This window comes from Paraburkholderia sp. 2C, from assembly GCF_054589215.1.
The window spans coordinates 258,017-277,307 of the sequence record NZ_BAAILL010000032.1 but is presented as its reverse complement, the minus strand read 5'-3'; the positions used below and the strand labels follow the sequence as shown (position 1 = coordinate 277,307).

Annotated in this window: 20 protein-coding genes and 1 pseudogene; 19 read left to right on the top strand and 2 right to left on the bottom strand. The window is 64.3% G+C overall.

Features of this window, described 5'->3' with window-relative positions:
- Positions 1-2: 2 nt before the first annotated feature.
- Positions 3-929, bottom strand: a complete 927-nt coding sequence (locus ACYPXD_RS09445; RefSeq protein WP_459710136.1) for a LysR substrate-binding domain-containing protein — start codon at positions 927-929, stop codon at positions 3-5.
- Between the two features lie 128 nt (positions 930-1,057).
- Here ACYPXD_RS09445 and ACYPXD_RS09440 point away from each other — a divergent pair, with 128 nt between their 5' ends.
- From ACYPXD_RS09440 to ACYPXD_RS09380, 13 genes are all read left to right on the top strand, one after another.
- A complete protein-coding gene (locus ACYPXD_RS09440; protein ID WP_459710134.1) occupies positions 1,058-1,858 on the top strand; it encodes an HpcH/HpaI aldolase family protein in 801 nt (266 codons plus the stop codon).
- The gene (locus ACYPXD_RS09435) at positions 1,855-3,366 is read left to right on the top strand and encodes an MmgE/PrpD family protein (protein ID WP_459710132.1); all 1,512 of its coding nucleotides are present in this window, start codon (positions 1,855-1,857) and stop codon (positions 3,364-3,366) included. The genes ACYPXD_RS09440 and ACYPXD_RS09435 overlap by 4 nt, the downstream gene beginning before the upstream one ends.
- A gap of 73 nt (positions 3,367-3,439) precedes the next feature.
- Positions 3,440-4,720, top strand: a complete 1,281-nt coding sequence (locus tag ACYPXD_RS09430; RefSeq protein WP_459710128.1) for a Rieske 2Fe-2S domain-containing protein — start codon at positions 3,440-3,442, stop codon at positions 4,718-4,720.
- A 42-nt stretch (positions 4,721-4,762) separates the two neighbouring features.
- Positions 4,763-5,593 (top strand): ABC transporter permease, encoded by an 831-nt coding sequence (locus tag ACYPXD_RS09425; protein WP_459710126.1) that lies wholly within the window; start codon positions 4,763-4,765, stop codon positions 5,591-5,593.
- Positions 5,590-6,426, top strand: a complete 837-nt coding sequence (locus tag ACYPXD_RS09420; RefSeq protein ID WP_459710124.1) for an ABC transporter ATP-binding protein — start codon at positions 5,590-5,592, stop codon at positions 6,424-6,426. Before ACYPXD_RS09425 ends, ACYPXD_RS09420 begins: the two co-directional genes overlap by 4 nt.
- 66 nt (positions 6,427-6,492) lie before the next feature.
- Positions 6,493-7,176, top strand: coding sequence for a fumarylacetoacetate hydrolase family protein (locus ACYPXD_RS09415; protein WP_459710122.1), 684 nt, complete (start codon positions 6,493-6,495; stop codon positions 7,174-7,176).
- 73 nt (positions 7,177-7,249) lie between these two features.
- A complete protein-coding gene (locus tag ACYPXD_RS09410) occupies positions 7,250-8,671 on the top strand; it encodes an MFS transporter (RefSeq protein WP_459710120.1) in 1,422 nt (473 codons plus the stop codon).
- 73 nt (positions 8,672-8,744) lie between these two features.
- On the top strand, positions 8,745-9,086 hold the full coding sequence (locus ACYPXD_RS09405) for a non-heme iron oxygenase ferredoxin subunit (protein WP_459710117.1): 342 nt from the start codon (positions 8,745-8,747) through the stop codon (positions 9,084-9,086).
- On the top strand, positions 9,074-10,042 hold the full coding sequence (locus tag ACYPXD_RS09400; RefSeq protein WP_459710115.1) for a 2-hydroxyacid dehydrogenase: 969 nt from the start codon (positions 9,074-9,076) through the stop codon (positions 10,040-10,042). The genes ACYPXD_RS09405 and ACYPXD_RS09400 overlap by 13 nt, the downstream gene beginning before the upstream one ends.
- A 51-nt stretch (positions 10,043-10,093) precedes the next feature.
- Positions 10,094-11,152, top strand: a complete 1,059-nt coding sequence (locus tag ACYPXD_RS09395) for an ABC transporter substrate-binding protein (protein WP_459710113.1) — start codon at positions 10,094-10,096, stop codon at positions 11,150-11,152.
- 57 nt (positions 11,153-11,209) lie between these two features.
- Positions 11,210-12,451, top strand: coding sequence for an NAD(P)/FAD-dependent oxidoreductase (locus ACYPXD_RS09390; protein ID WP_459710110.1), 1,242 nt, complete (start codon positions 11,210-11,212; stop codon positions 12,449-12,451).
- A 202-nt stretch (positions 12,452-12,653) separates the two neighbouring features.
- On the top strand, positions 12,654-13,754 hold the full coding sequence (locus ACYPXD_RS09385) for a porin (RefSeq protein WP_459710107.1): 1,101 nt from the start codon (positions 12,654-12,656) through the stop codon (positions 13,752-13,754).
- Positions 13,755-13,843: 89 nt separating this feature from the next.
- Positions 13,844-14,473, top strand: coding sequence for a nucleoside/nucleotide kinase family protein (locus ACYPXD_RS09380; protein WP_459710105.1), 630 nt, complete (start codon positions 13,844-13,846; stop codon positions 14,471-14,473).
- A gap of 22 nt (positions 14,474-14,495) precedes the next feature.
- Here the strand turns inward: ACYPXD_RS09380 and ACYPXD_RS09375 are convergent, their stop codons facing one another.
- Entirely contained in the window at positions 14,496-15,269 is a 774-nt protein-coding gene (locus tag ACYPXD_RS09375) for an SDR family NAD(P)-dependent oxidoreductase (protein ID WP_459710103.1), read from the bottom strand.
- Positions 15,270-15,506: 237 nt separating this feature from the next.
- Between ACYPXD_RS09375 and gcvA the strand changes: the two genes are divergently transcribed.
- The 6 genes and pseudogenes from gcvA to ACYPXD_RS09345 all read left to right on the top strand — a co-directional run bounded on the left by gcvA (position 15,507) and on the right by ACYPXD_RS09345 (position 19,225).
- Complete coding sequence (gene gcvA / locus ACYPXD_RS09370) at positions 15,507-16,421, top strand: transcriptional regulator GcvA (RefSeq protein ID WP_459710101.1); 915 nt, start codon at positions 15,507-15,509, stop codon at positions 16,419-16,421.
- Between the two features lie 166 nt (positions 16,422-16,587).
- Entirely contained in the window at positions 16,588-17,328 is a 741-nt protein-coding gene (locus ACYPXD_RS09365) for a bestrophin-like domain (RefSeq protein ID WP_459710099.1), read from the top strand.
- Between the two features lie 114 nt (positions 17,329-17,442).
- Positions 17,443-17,652 carry a hypothetical protein gene (locus tag ACYPXD_RS09360; RefSeq protein ID WP_459710097.1) on the top strand — a complete coding sequence of 70 codons (210 nt, stop codon included), beginning with the start codon at positions 17,443-17,445 and terminating at the stop codon, positions 17,650-17,652.
- A gap of 10 nt (positions 17,653-17,662) precedes the next feature.
- A pseudogene (locus tag ACYPXD_RS09355) lies at positions 17,663-18,154 on the top strand (DeoR/GlpR family DNA-binding transcription regulator); the annotation flags it as partial.
- A gap of 94 nt (positions 18,155-18,248) precedes the next feature.
- Positions 18,249-18,503 (top strand): hypothetical protein, encoded by a 255-nt coding sequence (locus ACYPXD_RS09350; RefSeq protein ID WP_459710095.1) that lies wholly within the window; start codon positions 18,249-18,251, stop codon positions 18,501-18,503.
- A gap of 59 nt (positions 18,504-18,562) precedes the next feature.
- Entirely contained in the window at positions 18,563-19,225 is a 663-nt protein-coding gene (locus ACYPXD_RS09345) for an HAD-IA family hydrolase (protein WP_459710093.1), read from the top strand.
- Positions 19,226-19,291 lie beyond the last annotated feature (66 nt).

Sequence of the window (19,291 nt, the reverse complement as noted above, 5' to 3'; positions counted from 1 at the left end):
TTTCAGCTAACGGCTTCGCGTCGGCTCGATTCGCTCAATTCCTGCATCAGCTCGATAAAGCACGAGCGCTGGAATGTGTTGCCGTCGTCGGCTCTGAAGACGAGGTAGACCATGCTCGTCGTGTGCGTGCTCGCCACGAGCTCGCGCCAGACCACATCGACCATCGATATGGCCTGCAGCGACGCGGGCAGGATCGTGACACCGAGCCCTGCCGCGACGAGGCTCAGAATGGTGGCCGCCTCATTGGCCTGCTGTTCGAGATGCGGCGTAAAGCCCGCGTCATTACACAGTTCGTAGACCTGTTCGTAAAAGCCCGCTCCCACGCCATTCGGCCGAAGCACGAATGGTTCGTCGGCAAGGTCTTCGATCGCGATCGGTCTTCCGGAAAGCGCAAGCGGATGCCTGGCGTGCAATGCAACCATCAGCCGGTCGCGCCGCACCGGAATGGCGGTGATGTACTCGGGCAAGACGGCGCTTGTAGCGGGCCTGATCAGTCCAACGTCGAGCTCTGACATGCGTAGCGCTTCGAGAATCGGCTCCGTCGTGGAGAACTTCAGCGAGAGATGCACGCGCGGCAACTGGCGCCGATACGCCTGCACCACCTTCGAAAACTCGCGCGTGAACGGCGCAGTGGCCGTGAAGCCGAGACGCAGCACGCCGACCTCGCCGCGTCCCGCGCGCTTCGCGGTGTCGACCGCATGCGCGGCCTGAGTCAACACTGTCTTCGCTTCCGCGAGAAAGAGCGCGCCCGCCTCGGTCAACGACACGTGACCTCGATTTCTATCGAGCAGCACGGCGCCCAGCTCCCGTTCGAGATCCTGAACGTGCTGGCTCAGCGGCGGCTGACTGATGTGCAGACGGCGTGCGGCTTTGGTGAAGCTCAGTTCCTCGGCGACCGCGACGAAGTATCGGAAATGGCGTAACTCCATGGTTATAGGCATTCCAGATAAGTGGTCGGTCCAATCGGTATTAGACGAAGGTTTTTTTCGCGGCGAAAGTTTGCCCGGTGCTGCTGATCATATCTGATCGAAAAGTTTGAGAAGAGAGGGAATACACGATGAGCACGACGGAAGAACTAAGAAAGAAATGGGTGCGGGACGAGCCCGTGTTCGGCGGATGGGCCGCGCTGCCGTGCGCTTTTGGTGCGGAGCTGATGTGCGTGCCGGGCGTCGACTATCTGTGCATCGACCAGCAGCACGGCCTCGTCGACTACGCCGACATGGTTGCGATGCTGCGCGCGATCGAGGGGCGTGGCGTCGTGCCGCTCACCCGCGTGCCGGCGAACGTGCCATGGATGATCGGCAAAGCGCTCGACGCCGGCGTGCAGGGCGTGGTCGTGCCGATGGTCAACAACGCCGCGCAAGCCGCGGCGGCCGTTGCCGCTTGCCGTTACGCGCCCAAGGGCGTGCGCTCGTTCGGCCCGGTGCGTGCGTCGATGGTGATGAACACGCGCGATATCGAGGTGGTCGGCGACAGCGTGCTGTGCTTTGTGATGGTCGAAACGCGCGAAGCCGTCGAACGCATCGATGAAATCGCGAGCACGCCGGGCCTCGACGGCATCTACGTGGGTCCGGCCGATCTCGCGCTGGGTCTGGGGCTCACGCCCAATCTCGACAAGGAAGAGCTGGAGCACGTCGCCGCGGTCGAGAAAATCCTGAACGCGTGCAAGCGGCACGGCGTCGTGCCCGGCATTCAGTGCGGCTCGGGCCGCTCCGCGTATCAGTTTGCGCAGCGCGGCTTCCGGCTCGTCACGTTTGCGAAAGATTCATCCCTGATCCCGTCCGCGATGGATCGGGAAGTTGCGGCGACGCACGGCGGCAGCGCGTCGGACAACATCAAACAACGAGGATACGCATGATGGAAACGTCGAAAGACCAGTATCGGGACGCGGTGGCGGAGCTGATTGCCGGTTACGTTGCGAAGGTATCGAAGTCGCTCGATGCACGCACCGCGCACGCGGCGAAGAGTGTACTCGTCGATTCGCTCGCGGTTTCGCTCGGCGCGCTCGGCCATCCGGCTGCGCGGCTTGCGCGCCGCCACGCTCATCGCTTTGCGATGCCGGAAAGCGGCTGCGTCGTGTGGGGCACGTTGCATCGCACCACGCCCGAACTCGCGGCGCTCACGAACGGTGTCTTGCTGCGCTGCTACGACTACAACGATTTCTTTGTCGGAAAACGCAACAGCGGCCACCCGAGCGACATGATCGGCGGTGTGGTCGCGGCGGCCGAATGGTGCGGGGCGAGCGGCACCGAATTGCTGTCCGGGATCGCGGTCGGCTACGAGATCGTGGCTGCGATGTTCGACTGCTTCTCGACGGCGCCGGGCGGCTGGGACTATACGAACCTGACCGCGATCGGCGCGGCGTGCGGGATCGCGTCGGTGCTCAAGCTCGACGCGGCGCAGATTCGCGAGGCGCTTGCGATGACGGTCGTGCCGCATCTGGCCAGCGACGAAATCGAATCGGGCGACCTCAACGCGCGCGGCGACCTGACGATGTGGAAACGTTTCAACGGCAGTGATGCGGTGCGCAATGCACTGCAGGCCTGCCTGCTCGCTTCGGTCGGTATCGAAGGCGCGGTGCGGCCGTTCGTCGGTAAATACGGCTTTATCGGCAAGCTGCAGAACAACTGGGATATCGCCGCGCCGCTCGCCGAACTGCTCGATGCGAAAAAGCCGTTGAGCCGCGTTGCGCAAACCTATATGAAGCGCTGGCCGGTCGGCTCGGTCGCGCAAAGTGCGATTCAGGCGGCGCTCGCCGCACGCGCCGAGGCCGGCGCGAACGCAACGATGGCGTCCATCAGGCAGGTGCGCGTATTCGCGGAAGAAGGCGCCTACGACCACCTCGTCAAGATTCGCCAGGCGCCGTGGCAGCCGATTTCGCGCGAAACGGCCGATCACTCGCTGCCGTATATCGTTGCCGCCGCGGTGCTGGACGGCTATATCCGCACCGACAGCTTCGACCTCGAGCGCGTGCTCGATCCGAAACGCCAGGCGTTCCTGAAAGACAGGATCAAGGTCGAACCGGCGCCCGAATTGGGCACGCTCGCGGGCGGCAAGCACAAGCGCGCCGAAGCCGGCTATCTGTCGCGCGTCGAACTCGAGCTCGAGGACGGCCGTGTGATCGAGGGCGCGGCCAAACCATTCCCAGGGCATCCGAAGAATCCGTTCTCCGACGCCGATCTCGCCGACAAATTGCGCGAAAACGCCGAGCCGCTCGCGGGCGCCGCGCACGTTGAGCGTTTGACCGAGCAGCTGTTCACGCTCGATGCGCTGAAAAACACGCGCGAACTGACAGCGTTGCTCGCCTTCGACGCCCGGTTCGATGAAGCGTCCGAGCCTTCGGTCGATTCGCGCGAGACCGCCTGAAGCCAACACCGGGAACGAGCGGCGCCTCGTCGCCGCGAAGTCCCCGTTCAGACATGAGAGTGAGGATCGACGAATGTTGACTGCTGAACAGAACGAAACATTGACGCGCACCGGCCCCGGCACCAAGTTGGGCGGCCTGTTCCGCCGCTACTGGATTCCGGCGATGCTGGCGAGCGAACTGCCCGAGGCCGACTGCCCGCCCGTGCGGGTGGGCCTGCTGTCGGAAAAGCTGCTCGCGTTCCGCGATACCGATGGGCGCATCGGCCTGATCGGCGAATTCTGCGCGCACCGCGGCGTGTCGCTGTGGTTCGGCCGCAATGAGGAACACGGCATCCGCTGCCCGTACCACGGCTGGAAATACGATGTCACAGGACAATGCGTCGATGTCCCATCGGAAGCGGGTAACGGGTACTGCAACAAGATCAGGCTGGTGTCCTATCCCTGTGTCGAGATGGGCGGTGTGATCTGGACGTATATGGGACCGCCCGAACAGCAGCCGCCGCTGCCGTCGTTCGAATGGGTCGGGCTGCCGGACTCGCACCGCTTTCTCTCGAAGCGCATCCAGGAGTGCAATTACCTGCAGGCGATGGAAGGCGGCATCGATTCGAGCCACGTGTCGTTCCTGCATCGCGGCGAACTCGATACCGATCCGCTCCATCGCAATACGAAGGGCGCGAAATACGCGCGCTCGACCAATACGGTGTTCGACATTCTCGACGTGCCGGGCGGGCTCGCAATCGGCGCGCGGCGCGACGCCGAACCGGGCATGCACTACTGGCGGCTCACGCAATGGATCATGCCGTGGTACACGCTGATTCCGCCATACGGCGGCGGTCACGCCCTGAACGGCCATGCATGGGTGCCGATCGACGACGAGAGCTGCATCGCGTGGACGATGACGTTTCATCCGCAACGGCCGCTGTCGTCCGACGAACTCGATGCGATGAAAAACGGCCACGGCGTGCATGTCGAGCTGATCCCCGGCACCTTCCGGCCTGTCGCGAACTGTCACAACGACTATCTGATGGACCGCGAAAAGCAGAAGTCCGGCCGCTACTACAGCGGCATTAAAGGGCTCGCGATCCAGGATGCGTCGGTGCAGGAAAGCATGGGCGCGATTGCGGACCGCACGCAGGAAAACCTCGTTTCCACCGACAACGCGATTCTGCTGGCGCGTCAGCGGCTCTTCGCCGCGCTGCGTGCGGTCGATCAGGGCAAGCCCATACCGGGGCTCGACCCGTCGCATCAGCAGACGCGTTCGGCGTCGTTCCTGCTCGAGGTGGGCGGCAACTTCCGCACGAAGGCGGTCGAGTCGGCGGTCGTGCGCGACGGCGAACCGCACGTCGCGGTCTAGTCCGCGCGGTAGTTCAACTCACGAAGTCCTCTGGAGGGCGTCATGCAAGTGTTGGACGAAACGACGACGCGCATCGAGCCGCGCCGGCGTGCCCGCCGCACGGCGCGCCGCAGTTCGCGGCGCTGGGGCGAGCGCGCGCTTGGCTTTGCGTCGCCGCTCGCGTTGCTGATCGTGTGGGAGTGCGCCGCGCGAGCGGGTCTGGTCGATGTGCGGTTCTTTCCTGCGCCCAGCAGCATCGGTCGCGCGATGTGGGTGATGGCCAGTTCGGGCGAGCTTCAGCGCAACACGTGGGCGACGCTGCACCGGCTCCTGATCGGCTTCGTGGCGGGCGGCGTGCCTGCGCTCGCGCTCGGCATTCTGATGGGCGTGTACCGGCCCATCCGGCTTGCGATCGAGCCGCTCGTCGCCGCCACGTATCCGATTCCGAAAAGCGCGATTCTGCCGCTGATATTGCTGATTTTCGGCCTCGGGGAGTCGTCGAAGATCGTGATGGTGGCGATCGGCGCGTTCTATCCGATCGTCATCAATACGTCGGCCGGCGTGCGCGAGATCAGCAGCATCTATTTCGATGTCGGCAAGAACTTCAACGCGGGCCGCTGGGATACGTTTCGCACGATCGCCTTGCCCGGCGCGCTGCCTTTCATCATGACGGGGGCGAAGCTCGGCGCGGGTCTGTCGCTGATCCTTATCGCGATCGCCGAGATGATGGGCGCGAAGAAAGGGCTCGGCTACATGATCTGGAGCGCGTGGGAGACCTTCGAAGTCGAGCAGATGTATGTGGGCCTGTTCGTGATTGCGCTGATCGGCTTTCTGATCACGATTCTCTTCGACGAACTGGAACGGCGCGTGATTCCCTGGAAGACGAACAAATGAGAAACGCCATCGCGGCATTCAACGCCGCTCCCCACCTTAGCGCCGCCCAGCGGCCGGCGCCGGCGAAGATCCGCATCGACCGGCTGACCAAGCAACACGGGCCGTTGACCGTGCTCGACAACATCACGGCCGAAATTGCCGACGGCACGTTCTGCTGCGTGGTCGGCCCGAGCGGCTGCGGCAAGACGAGCCTGCTGCGCATTCTCGCGGGTCTCGACCAGCCGACGCACGGCAGCGCCAATATCGTGCGGAACTCGCCGATGCCGCTCAATTCGGTGGTGTTCCAGGGCGACTCGATCTTTCCGTGGATGACCGTCTGGGACAACGCGGCGTACGGGCTGCGCATGCGCCGCGCGCCCGCTGCGCAGATCAGGGAGGTGGTCGGGCACTTTCTCGACCGCACGGGCCTCACGCGCTTTTCGCATCTGTATCCGCATCAGCTGTCGGGCGGCATGCGGCAGCGCGTATCGATTGCGCGGGCCTTCGCCAACGATGCCGAAGTGCTGCTGATGGACGAGCCGTTCTCCGCGCTCGACGAGCAGAACAAGACCATCTTGCAGGAAGAGCTGCTGCGTATCTGGGAAGAGCATCGCAAGACGGTGGTGTTCATTACGCACAGCGTCGACGAGGCGGTCACGCTCGGCGATCTGATCATGGTGATGACGGCACAGCCGGGCCGCATCAAGACGGTGATCGAGGTGCCGCTCGAGCGTCCGCGCAACGTACTCGAACTGCGTCACGAGCCGAAGTACGGCGAGATCGTCTATCGCATCTGGGGGCATCTGCGCGAAGAGGTGACGCATCCGGCGCGCAGACAGCCCGATCCGCTTTGACGCGGGTGTGCCTCGACGATTTGATGTGACGTAGCAGCCCAATGTTTTCTTGAGGAGAGCGTTCAAATGAATTACGCCATTGCGGTACCTGAAGTCGCGACTGTCGAGGTCGTGGGCGGTGCACCGTTTCCGGTGCGGCGAATTTACTGCGTGGGACGCAACTATGCGGCGCATGCGCGGGAGATGGGCCACGATCCGAATCGCGAGCCGCCGTTCTTTTTCATGAAGCCGAGCGACGCGGTCGTGCCGAGCGGCACCACGGTTGCCTATCCGACGAAGACGCAGGAGTACCACCACGAGATCGAACTCGTCGTCGCGCTCCAGTCGGGCGGCCGCGATATTCCGGTCGAACGCGCGCTCGAGTGCGTCTACGGCTATGCGGTGGGGCTCGATATGACGCGTCGCGATCTGCAAAGCGTGGCCAAGAAAATGGGCCGGCCGTGGGATCTGTCGAAGGGCTTCGATCAATCGGCGCCGTGCGCGCCGATCGTGCCGGCCGGTCAGTGCGGCCACTTCGAACGCGGCGCGATCTGGCTCAAGGTGAACGGGCAGATGCGCCAGCAGGGCGACCTCTCGGACCTGATCTGGAGCGTCGCGGAAACGATCTCCTTTCTGTCCGAGTACGTCGAGCTCGTGGCCGGCGACCTGATCTTCACAGGAACGCCCGAGGGGGTGGGCGCGGTTTCGCGCGGCGACGAGATGACCGGGCATGTCGACGGTCTGCCGGACCTGCACGTGAGCATCGCCTAGAAGGCCGGCGTAACACGCCAGGCACAGCACAAACACTTCGATTACCTGAACGATTACCTGAATACGCCATTCAATGGACCGCGCGATGCCAAACCCGACTAAAACGTCAATGGCCGTGCCACTCGTCGTGGCATGCGCGTACTTCATGGAGAACTTCGACGGCACCGTGATCGCCACGGCGCTGCCGGCGATGGCGCATTCGTTCGGGCAGTCGGCGGCGGCGGTCAGCGTGGGCATTACCGCGTACATGCTGGCCGTCGCCGTGTGCATTCCGATGAGCGGCTGGGCAGCCGACCGTTACGGCAGCCGCTCGGTATTTCGCGCGGCGATCGTCGTGTTCGTGCTTGCGTCGGTGGGATGCGCGATGGCGAACCGGCTCGACCTGTTCGTCGCGTCGCGCGTCGTGCAGGGCATCGGCGGCGCGATGATGGTGCCGGTCGGACGGCTGATCGTGCTGCGCAGTGTCGACCGGGCGTCGTTCGTACGCGCGATGTCGATGGTGACGGTGCCCGGCGTAATCGGCCAGGTGCTCGCGCCGCCGGTCGGCGGGTTCTTTGCGAGCTATCTGTCGTGGCGCTGGATTTTCTACATGAATATTCCGGTCGGCGTGATCGGGGTGTGCTTCGTCAGCGTGCTGATCGACAACGTGCGCAGCGAAAGTTGCCGCAAGTTCGACTGGAGCGGCGCCGTGCTGGCCGCGGTCGCGCTCGGATGTTTCACGATCGGGCTCGACCGTGTCGCGGCGGGCGGCGCGTGGATGCCGTGCGTCGCGATCTTCGCGGTTGCCACGGCATTCGGCGCGTGGGCCGTGCATCACATGCGCCGCTCGAACGAGCCGCTGCTCGAACTGTCGCTGTTGCGCATCACGACATTTGCCGTGGCGATCGCCGGCGGCGCGTCGTTCCGCATGGCCGCGGCGGCGATCGGCTTTCTGTTGCCGCTGCTGTTGCAGATCGGCTTCGGCATGGCGGCGTTTCCCGCCGGCGTGCTGGTGTTTTTCTCGGCGCTCGGCGCGTTTCTGATGAAAGCGTCGTCGCCGCCGATTTTGCGGCGTTTCGGATTTCGCCGCGTGTTGCTGGCCAACGGCGTGCTGAGCGCCGTGTCGATTTTCGTGTGTCTGCTGCTCGACGTATCGACGCCATGGGCCGTGATGGCGGCCGTGCTGCTCGTGGGCGGCTTCGTCCGATCGCTGCAATTCGCCGCGCTCAATACGGTGGTGTATGCGGACGTGCCGCCGCCGCTCGCGAGCGCCGCCACGAGCTTCGCGAGCATGGTACAGCCGCTGGCGAGCGGCGCGGGTGTGGCCGTCAGCGCCATGCTGCTGCGACTGTTCGCGAATGCCGGCGCCACGCATCCGCCGGACCGGTTCGATATCGGCATCGCGCTGGGCGCGGCGGGGTTGATCGCGCTGATCGGCACGCTGCCGTTCCGCACGCTCGCGCGCGACGCCGGCGGCGAACTGAGCGGCCACGGTTGGCGAGCGAAAGCCGAATGACCGGGTGCGCACGACCTTACTTGAACGATGCGGCCGCACGCACTGTGGGGCGCATGCGCAAAGGAGCTAAACGATGGTGACTCAAGCGAGCCCGACCGTGCTGTGCAGCGCAGCCGAGGTGACCGAGGACACGCCCGTGCGGTGCGACGTGGGCGGGATGTCCTATGCGGTCTTCAGGCTCGAAGGCGAATATTTCGTGATCGACGATCGCTGTTCGCATGGCCCCGGCTCGCTTTCGCAGGGCTATGTGGAGGGCGGCGAAATCGAATGTCCGTTTCATCAGGGGCGCTTCGATATCCGCACCGGCTGCGCGGTCGGCGCGCCGTGCACGGAGCCGGTACGCGCGTGGCCCGTGCGGATCGTCGACGGCATGGTGACGGTCGATCCTTGCGAGGAGCGCATATGCGAGCGCTGATTTCGCCGCGCGCTGCCGGCAAGCCTGAGGTCGTGCTCGTAGTGCCCGTTTTCGAGGCGACGATGGAGGCCCTCGAAGCCGAGTTCACCGTGCATCGGCTGTGGGAAGCGCCCGACCGCGAACGCGCGCTCGCGCAATGGGCCGACCGCACGCAGGCGCTCGTGACGTTCGCGGATGGTCGCGTCGATGCCGCGCTGCTCGATGCGCTGCCCCATCTGAAGATCGTTGCGACGATGACGATCGGCGTCGATCACATCGATCTCGATGCCACGCGTGCGCGCGGAATACAGGTTACGCACACGCCCGATGTGCTGACCGAAGCGGTCGCCGATCTGGCGATCGCGCTCGTGCTCGCCGTTGCGCGGCGCATCGTCGCGGCCGACCGCTTCGTGCGGTCTGGCGGATGGACGCAACGCCCATTGCCGCCCGCGCGCGGCTTGAGCGGCGCGCATGTCGGCGTCGTTGGGCTGGGCCGGATCGGACTTGCGTTCGCGCGCCGCGCCGAGGCATTCGGAATGAACGTGAGCTACTACGGTCCGCGCCGTAAGCCCGCTGTCGACTACGCGTACTACGACGATCTGCGGCAGCTCGCGCGCGCTGCCGACTATCTCGTGATTACCGCGCCGGGCGGTCCCGGGACGTATCACCTCGTCGATGCGCCGGTGCTCGCGGAACTTGGGCCTAACGGCACGCTGATCAATGTCGGGCGCGGCACGATCGTCGACCAGGCGGCGCTCGTCGCCGCGCTGCTCGACGGCTCGCTGGGCGCCGCGGGTCTCGACGTGTTCAATGACGAGCCGCATGTGCCCGGCGAACTGTTCGCACTCGACAACGTCGTGCTGTTGCCGCATATCGCGAGCGCGACGGTCGAGACGCGCGCGGCGATGGGGCGACTCGTGATCGACAACCTGCGGGCGTGGTTTGCGGGAGAGGCGTTGCCGACACCGGTGCTATGAGCGGGGCTTCAGCAGTTATTGGCGGTTTTCCTAACGATAAGGAGTCTGGAAATGGGCAGGAAACTATGGCGCTATCTGGCGTTGCTGGCTGCCGCGTGGGCGCTCTGCGGCGTGGCGCGTGCGGACGATCTGCCGGTGCTCGATGTCGGCATCGCGAATACGAGTTCGGATGTCGGCTTTTTTATCGCCGACGCGAAGGGCTATTTCAAGGACGAAGGGCTCAAGGTCAATCTGATTCCGTTCGCTTCGGCGGCGGGCATGATTGCGCCGCTCGCGAGCGGACAGCTGGAAATCGGCGGCGGTACCGTATCCGCAGGGCTTTATAACGCAAGCCTGCGCAATATCGATATGAAGATCGTCGCTGACAAAGGGTCTATCGAAGAGGGCTACGATTATTCGACGTTGCTTGTCAGAAAGGATCTGGCCGACAGCGGCCGCTATAAGTCCTTCGCCGACCTCAAAGGCCTGAAAATCGCGGTGGCGGCGAAGGGTGCCGGTTCGGAGTCGGCGCTCAACGAGGCGCTCAAGAAAGGCGGCCTGACCATCCATGATGTCGATCTCGTCTATCTCGGCTTCCCGGAACACTTCGTCGCACTACAGAACCGCAAGATCGACGCAAGCGTGACGAACGAGCCGACCGTGACGCTCGCGATCAGCAAGGGCGTCGCGGTGCGCGCGAGCGAAAAGGCGATCTACCCGGGGCAGCAGACCGCGGTGGTGCTGTATTCGCAGAACTTCATCAACGACCATCGCGATCAGGCGCAGAAGTTCATGAACGCCTATGTGCGGGCACTGCGCTACTACAACGACGCGCTGCAGGACGGCAAGCTCGCCGGCCCGACCGCCGACGACGTGATCTCGATCCTCACGCAGTACACGAAGATCAAGAATGCGGCCGTCTACCGCGCGATCACGCCGAATGCCGCCGACCCCGACGGGCACGTGCATATGGCGGCGCTGCGCAACGACCTGAGCTTCTTCAAGGAGCAAGGGTTCGTGCACGGCGACATCAAGGTCGAGGATGTGGTCGACGATTCGTTCGCCAATGAAGCCGCGAAGAAGCTCGGACCCTACCGTCCGATGAGCAGGGCGAGCGTCGCGGCGCACTGAGATCGACGCTTGCGTTCGCACATCCGAATCTGATCGCCGAGGTGGAAATTGACGCACGTGCCTGACAAAGCCGCACGCATCGTGATCGTGGGCGCCGGCCATGCCGGTGGAAGGGCGGCCGAAGCGCTGCGCGAAGCGGGGCATACCGGACCGCTGTCGCTGGTGGGCGGCGAGCTTTATCCGCCCTATGAACGGCCGCCGCTGTCGAAGGACATGCTGAGCGGTGCGATGCCCGCCGAGCGCACGTATCTTCGGCCGTGGCAGTGGTATGCGAATGCGTCGATCGTGCTGCGCACCGGCAGCGCGGCCGTGGAGATCGACCGGTCGCATCGGCGCGTGCGTCTTGCCGACGGCGATACGCTGTCGTACGACCTGCTCGTGCTTGCGACGGGCGCGCGCGCGCGCCGCCTGAATGTGCCCGGCGCCGATGGCGCGAACGTCTTTACGCTGCGCGGTATCGACGATGCACTTGCGGTGAAACGCCGTCTCGCCGCGGGAAAGCGGCTCGCCGTGATCGGGGCGGGCTTCGTCGGCCTCGAGATCGCCGCGACGGCCCGGCGCTGCGGCATGGAAGTCACGGTGCTCGAGACGGCGGCGCAACCGCTCGCGCGCGTGGTCGCCAGCGAGTTCGGGTATTTCTTCGCGGATCTGCACCGACGCGAAGGCGTGGAGATCAGAACGGGCGTGACGGTCGACGCGATCGACAGCGATGCGCGCGGCGTGCGTCTCTACACAAGCGATGGCGTGACCGTGACCGCGGATGCCGCGGTGGTCGGGATCGGCGCCGTGCCGAACACCGAACTCGCCGAAGCGGCGGGCCTGACCGTCGACGACGGCATCGTGGTCGATCAGTGGGGGCGCAGCAGCGATCCGCGGGTGCGCGCGATTGGCGACGTGAGCCGGCATTTCAATCCGTTCCTTAACCGGCATATCCGCCTCGAGAGCTGGCACAACGCGCAAAGCCAGGCGGTGACGGTGGCGCGCGCGATGATGGGCGATGCCGCGCCTTACGCGGAAGTGCCGTGGTTCTGGACGGATCAGTACGACGTCAACGTGCAGATCGCCGGTGCACCCGTGCGATGGGACAGCGTGGTGGCGCGCGGCGAGCCCTTCGAGAATGGCTACATGCATATCTTTATGGAGCAGGACGTACCGGTCGGCGCGATAGCAATCAATAACGGACGCGAGATGCGGTCGCTGCGCAAGATGATCGCGCAGCGCGATCGCGTGGACCGCGATGCGCTCGGCGATCCGGCGCGCAAGCTGCAGGATCTGGCAGCCGGCGCGAACAAGCAATGAAACGAGCAACGAAACAAGCAATGAAACGAGCAACGAAACAAGCGACGATGTTCCACATGGACCAACGGGCAGCAACAGGTGAATTGGCTGCAATCTGAGCCGATCGCCTGATGTCCGGTTTCCAGCGCTCCTGACGCTGGGCTAAGAGAAAAACATGAAACCCACGACCTTTGACTCGAACAAATATTTAGGGTTACTGATAATGCTTGCCGTTGGTGCAACCGTCACCAATCCGGCGCATGCGCAGAGTTACGTGACCTTGTACGGGCTGCTGGACGGCGGCCTGACCTATGTCAACAATGCGGGCGGCCAGCATCAATATTCGGAAGCCGACGGCGTCTACACAGGCAACCGCTGGGGCGTGATCGGAAACGAAGATCTGGGCGGCGGCATGAAGGCCGTGTTCAATCTGGAGAGCGGGTTTCAGATCGGCACCGGCAAGGCGCTCGGCGGCGGCGCGGCGTTCAGTCGGCGCGCGTACGTGGGCATCGGCAAGGACGACCTCGGCACGGTGACGCTCGGTCTGCAGTACGACTTTATCAACGACTTCGTCGCGATGTACAACGTGAGCGGCGATGTGACCGGCTACGGTTCGCATCAGGGCGATTACGACCGCATGGGCACCGACCGGCTGCCGAACGCCATCAAATATGTGAGCCCGACGTTCTACGGCGTCACGTTCGGCGGCATGTATTCGTTCAGTAACGTGGCGGGCGACTTCTATGACGGCAGCGGATGGAGCGCGGGCATCCGCTACTCGAACAGGCCGCTCACGATCGGCCTCGCGTACACGCGCCTGAACGGCACGACGACCGACCCGTATGCCAAGATCGGCTTGAAGAATTTCCTCGGCACGACGGTCGCAACGGTCAATCCGACGACCGGCGCAGTGACCGATCTGTTCGCGAGCGGCAACTTCCGGCTCGATTATGCGGGCGCCCTGGTGCTCGGCGGCGTGTACGACTTCGGCAAGGCGCGACTGATGGCGAACGTCACGCAGACCACGCTGAAAAGCAACGGCGTTTCGTCGAACTTGCGAACGGGCGAGATCGGCACGATCTACAACCTGACCGTGGCGCTGCAGGGAATCGTCGCTTACCAGTACACGACGTTCGAGCACAAGCACTGGAACCAGTTTGCGGCGGGGTTGACGTATAACTTGTCCAAGACCACGTTCGTCTATGGCGGTGTCGACTATCTGCGCGCATCGAGCGGAGTCGACCCGGTGATCGGTGGGCATTTTGCGCCGTCCACCTCGAACGAACAACTGGACGCTCGCATCGCCTTGCTGCACAAGTTCTGAATGCGAAGAAGCCGAGCGTGGCCGGGGATGGGCGTCGCGGCGCCGGCGTGATACAAAGAAGGCCGGATGAATATCACGAGACCCCGGAGATGACGATCGAAACCCATCTGGCAAGAATCCGCGCAAAGACGGCCAACCGCGAGCGCCTGATCATCGGTCTGACAGGCGCGCCCGGAGCGGGCAAGTCGACGCTTGCGCAAATGCTGGTCGAACATCTGGGCAGCGAGGCGGTAGTCGTGCCGATGGACGGCTATCACCTTGCGAACACGGTGCTCGCGCAACTCGGCCGCGCGGACCGCAAGGGCGCGGAAGATACATTCGATAGTGCGGGCTATGTCGCGCTGCTGCGTCGGCTGCGTGTGCAGGCTAACGATGAAATCGTCTACGCGCCGCTGTTCCGGCGCGAGATCGAGGAGCCGATCGCCAATGCGATTCCGGTGTTGCCCGAAACGCCCGTCGTTATCACCGAGGGCAATTATCTGCTGCTCGAGCACGGCCACTGGCGGTATGTGCGCGAGCTGATCGACGAAATCTGGTTCGTCGATGTCGACGGCGATTTGCGTCGCGAGCGGCTGATCGCGCGGCACATGCAGTTCGGCCGGTCCGCCGAGGCCGCGAAGGAATGGGTCGAACGCAGCGATGAAGCCAATGCGCGGCTGATCGATTCCACGCGGGATCGGGCGGACTATGTGATCGATCTCGAAGCCGGCCAACGATGAGATAGCGCGCGCCTTCCGCCCATCAATTGCGTCCGGCCATCACGCCGCCGTCGACGTCCCAGATCGCGCCGGTGACCCAGCCGGCCTTGTCCGATAGCAGGAACGCCACGACTTCGGCGACATCCTGCGGCGTGCCGATGCGGCCGAGCGGATGGAAGCCGTTGAAGCCTTGCAGCGCGCCATGCACCTCGGCCTTCGGAATAAAGCCTTCGTAGATTGGCGTGTGCACGACGGCCGGCGACACCGCGTTGACGCGAATCTGCTTCGGCGCCAGTTCCATCGCGAGGTGCTGCGTCAGCGAATGCAGGCCCGCCTTGGCCATCGAGTACGCCGACGACGGCGTGGCCGCAATGGCTTGCCGTGCCCACATCGAACCGACGTTGACGATCGCGCCCGGGCGATTGCGCGCCACGAGATTGGCGACGACCGTCTGCGTGATGAAGAAGGTCGCCCTGTTCAACTTCAGGTACTGGTCGTAGTCGGCTTCCTGATGCTCGAGAAAGGGCTTCGGGAAGAACACGCCGGCCGCATTGACCAGCAGGTCGACGTCCGGATGCTGCTCGTCGATGATCTTGCGCAGCGCGGTCACGTCCGCGTCGCTGCTCAGGTTTGCCGTCAGCGACGCAACCTGGCCTGCCGCGGCCAGATCCTTGCGTGCCGCTTCGGCCTTCTCCGGACGATGGCCCACGATAACCGCGCTGCCGCCTCCGGCGAGCACCGTGCGCGCCGTTTCGAGACCCATGCCGCTCGTGCCGCCGACTACCAGCAGCTTCTTGCCCTTGAAGGATTCGTTCATCAGACATTTCCTTTTCCTGTCGACCGACAGGAATCAATTGAAAGAAAGATTGGCGCCATGCTGAAAGAAAAACTTGATATTCGCGCTGACACCGCATGCGCCCGTTGCCGGCGTCGAACTCGACGCAGCCGATTGCGACAGGTCTATGTTTAGCAGAGATTCTTCGCCGGTTCACTGCGGACGGCAAACGAGATAAAGTTTGATTTATTGAAAGAGAAACTTTACCGTCACCACGGCATGAAATCGCCTGTCCATCTGAACGCCTTGCGCGCCTTCGAAGCGAGCGCCCGTCACCAGAGCTTTTCCGCGGCGGCGGCCGAACTGCACGTCACGCCCGCCGCGGTCGGTCAACTCGTGCGTAATCTCGAGGACTGGCTCGGCGCGCCGCTGTTTCACCGCGGCGCCAGTGGGCGGGCGCGCCTCGTCCTCACTGAAGCCGCCGAACATGCGCTGCCGGATATCCGTGCGGGCTTCGACCGGCTCGCGCTCGGGCTCGAGCGGCTCAAGGAGGGCGCGGCCGACAGCGGGGTGCTGACCGTGACCGTCAGCCCGGCGTTCGCCGCGAAGTGGCTGCTGCCGCGCATCGACCGGTTCCAGACTGCCTGTCCCGACATGGACGTGCGCCTCGAAACGAGCCTGAAGCCCGTCGATTTCATCGCGCGGCGCATCGATATCGGCGTGCGCTACGGCATGGGAAGCTGGCCCGGCCTCGTGGCCGACAAGCTCATGGACGAAGAGGTTTACCCGGTCGCTTCGCCGGAACGGTTGCGCGGGCCGCGGCGCCTGCGCAAGCCCCATGACCTCGCACGCGAAACCCTGATTCACGATCTGTCGATGGAAGGCCACGCGGGCTTTCCTTCCTGGCACGCGTGGCTGAAAAAAGCAGACGTGACGGGCGTTGCCACCAACCGCGGCATGAAGATCAACAATTCGGCGGCCGTGCTGCAGGCCGCTATCGAAGGCCACGGCGTCGCGCTCGCACGCAGCGTGATGGCGCGCGACGATCTCGCGGCCGGGCGGCTCGTACGGCTGTTCCCTGATATCGACTTTCCCGCGGCGCTCGCATACTTTGTCGTTTATCGGCCCGAACGCGCGAACCTCCCAGGATTCGTGGCATTTCGGGAATGGTTGTTCAAAGAGGCGGCGCTTTAGCCGATTTATGCCGCGCGAATGTCGTATTTCCCGCGACAACGCTTACGCGCCGCGTGCACCTGCCGTCCCGTTGATCCACAGCAGTCCCGTTCCTGGCCTTGCATGGGCAAGCATGGAGGATGCGCCAATGATCGATATGTGGTTACACAATCTTCCAATATGGCAAATGGCGATCTTCTCTTTCGCCGCCAGCTTCCTTGTGGGAGCACTGATTCACGTCGTCACCGGCCGGCTTGCCGCCGGCCCGCATGGGCGATCGTGGATGACGGTTTCACCGGGCCTGTTGTCGCCGATCGGCGTGATCTTCGGTCTGCTCGTCGCGTTTACCGCTGCGCAGGTCTGGACCGATACCGAGCGCGCCACGGCTGCGGTCGCCGCGGAAGCCAGTGCGCTCCGATCGGTTGTGATCGTGTCCGCCGTCTTGCCGGAAGATGCACGCAACCAGATCCGGGCGCTCGTCAGGGAGCACATCGAGCACGTCGTCAACGAAGAATGGCCGATGATGGCCCGAGGCGACGTGACGCTTAAAATCAGTCCGCCTGAGCTGAACAAGGCGCTTCAGCTCGCGCTGTCGTTGACGCTTGAATCGCCGGGGCAGCAGACCGCGCAGCGCGAGGCGGCCTTGTATGTGGAACAGGCGCTCGAGGCTCGCCGTCAACGTATTCTCGTGAGCCGCTCGGAAGTGAACCAGGTCAAGTGGCTGTCGCTGATCTTTCTCGGCATCTGCCTTCAGGTCACCGTCGCGCTTGTTCATTGTCACAACCGGCTTGGATCCGCGGTGGCGGTCGGACTTTTTTCCGCGGGTCTCGCCGCGGCCATGCTGCTGATCCTCGCGCACGATCGGCCGTTCACCGGATACATCGCCGTCAGGCCTACACCGTTATTGCAGGTGATGCCCGATTTATGACCGCGCCTCGATACGCCGCCACTCGCTAGAGCGCTAAAGCGCTAAAGCGATGCAACCGGCAACGGTGGCGTCGAGCCGGGAACAGTCCGCGCATCGCAGACCGCGCAGAAGGCCGTGTACAACAGCCGCGTGCTCGAAGAGATCGCGCAGATGGCTTATCTGACGCGCACGATCAATCCGGTCGCGCCGCCGATCAAGGAAACGCTGATCCGCAAACACTATCTGCGCAAGCATGGCGCCGGCGCCTACTACGGTCAGGCGGGGCAGCCTGGGCAGGCGGAAACGCCCGTTAATGGCCGACGGATTAAAATAGCCTGTGGATAACCCGCGCGGCATGCGTTTTCGTGGCCGCATTTCGGACCCGGATTCGATGCCCGCGCCTGAGAAAACCACAACGGATAGCGCACTGGCCCACCACCGCCGCGAGCTGATTCTCGACGCGCTGGCCAAAGGCGGACAGCGTCGGGTGACCGACCTCGCACCGCCATTCGCGTTGTCGCCAATGACGGTGCGGCGCGACCTGCAGGTGCTCGAAGAGCAGGGCCGGCTGCGCCGCGTGCACGGCGGCGCGGTGCTCGTCGATTCCGAAATCGACTATCCGCTGCGCGCCCGCGAAGGGCAAAGGCAAACGCAGAAGCAGCGCATCGGGCGGCAGGCTGCGGCGCTGATCCGCAACGGCGTGGTGGTCTACCTCGACTCCGGCACGACGGCCATGGAACTCGCGCGCCGCCTACGCGAAGGGCTGCCCGATGTGAACCAGCTATCGATCGTCACGCATGGCATCAATCTGGCGATGGAACTGGCCGGGCATCCCGCGTACGATGTGCATCTGATCGGCGGCGAGCTGTATCGCAACGGGCTCGCCACCGTGGGGCCGGTGGCTTTGGCAGGTCGGGCAACTGCATTTCGATCTGTTTTTCATGGGCGCGCGCGGCATCGACCTCGAGGCCGGATGGACCCCCGCGAACCAGTTCGAAACGCAGCTCAAGCATGCGGCCATCGAACGCAGCCGCGACGTATGCGCGATCGCGGACAGCACGAAGTGGGGGCAAGGCGGTTTCGTCTCGATCGTGCCGTTCGCGCGTGTCTCGATCTGGGTCTGCGATAACGAGTTGCCGCAGGCCGCGCGCCTCGCCGCCGACAACGCCGGCATTGAATGGCTGATCGCGAGCTGATGCCGCCCATGCTGCATGGCTCGCTAAAAGCCCGTTGATATTTTCGAAGACACGACTCAATGCATCGACAATTGGACTTTTTGCGCTGTAAATGTGTGCTGTTCGATATGGACGGCACGTTGCTCGATTCCCGTGCGCCGATGCACCGCGCGTACACGGAGTGGGCGAACCGCTATGGGCTCGATCCTTCGCTCGTGATCCGCGCGGCGCAAGGGCGGCGCACGATCGACACGCTGTGGGCGCTCGCGCCGGCCGGTACCGACGTCGAAGCGGATACGGTCGCGCTGATGCAGCGCGAGTACGAGGACACCGAAGGCATCGTCGAGATTCCGGGCGCGGGCGAACTGCTGCGCGCGTTGCCGCCCCACCGCTGGGCCGTCGTGACGTCGGCCGATCGCGCGCTTGCGCAAAGGCGCCTCGCGGCGGCCGGCCTGCCGGCGCCGCATTTGCTGATCAGCGCCGAAGACGTCGTGCGCGGCAAGCCCGCGCCGGACGGGTTCGAACTCGCGGCGCGGCGCATGGAATTCGACGCGCGCCATAGCGTGGTGTTCGAAGACGCGCCGGCCGGCATCGAGGCCGGCATCGCGGCGGGCGCGAAAGTGGTGGCCGTCGGCTTTGCGTCGGCGGCGCAGGGGCTCGGCGAGGCTGTTCGCGTGCATGACCTGCGCGGCATTCGCGCGCCGATGGATGGCGACGACATCCTTCTACAGGTTACCGCCTGAATCCCGCCTGAATAATCCGCCTGAAGGTGGCGGCGGGTAAGCCCTGGCTGCCCGCCGGGCCTCCCG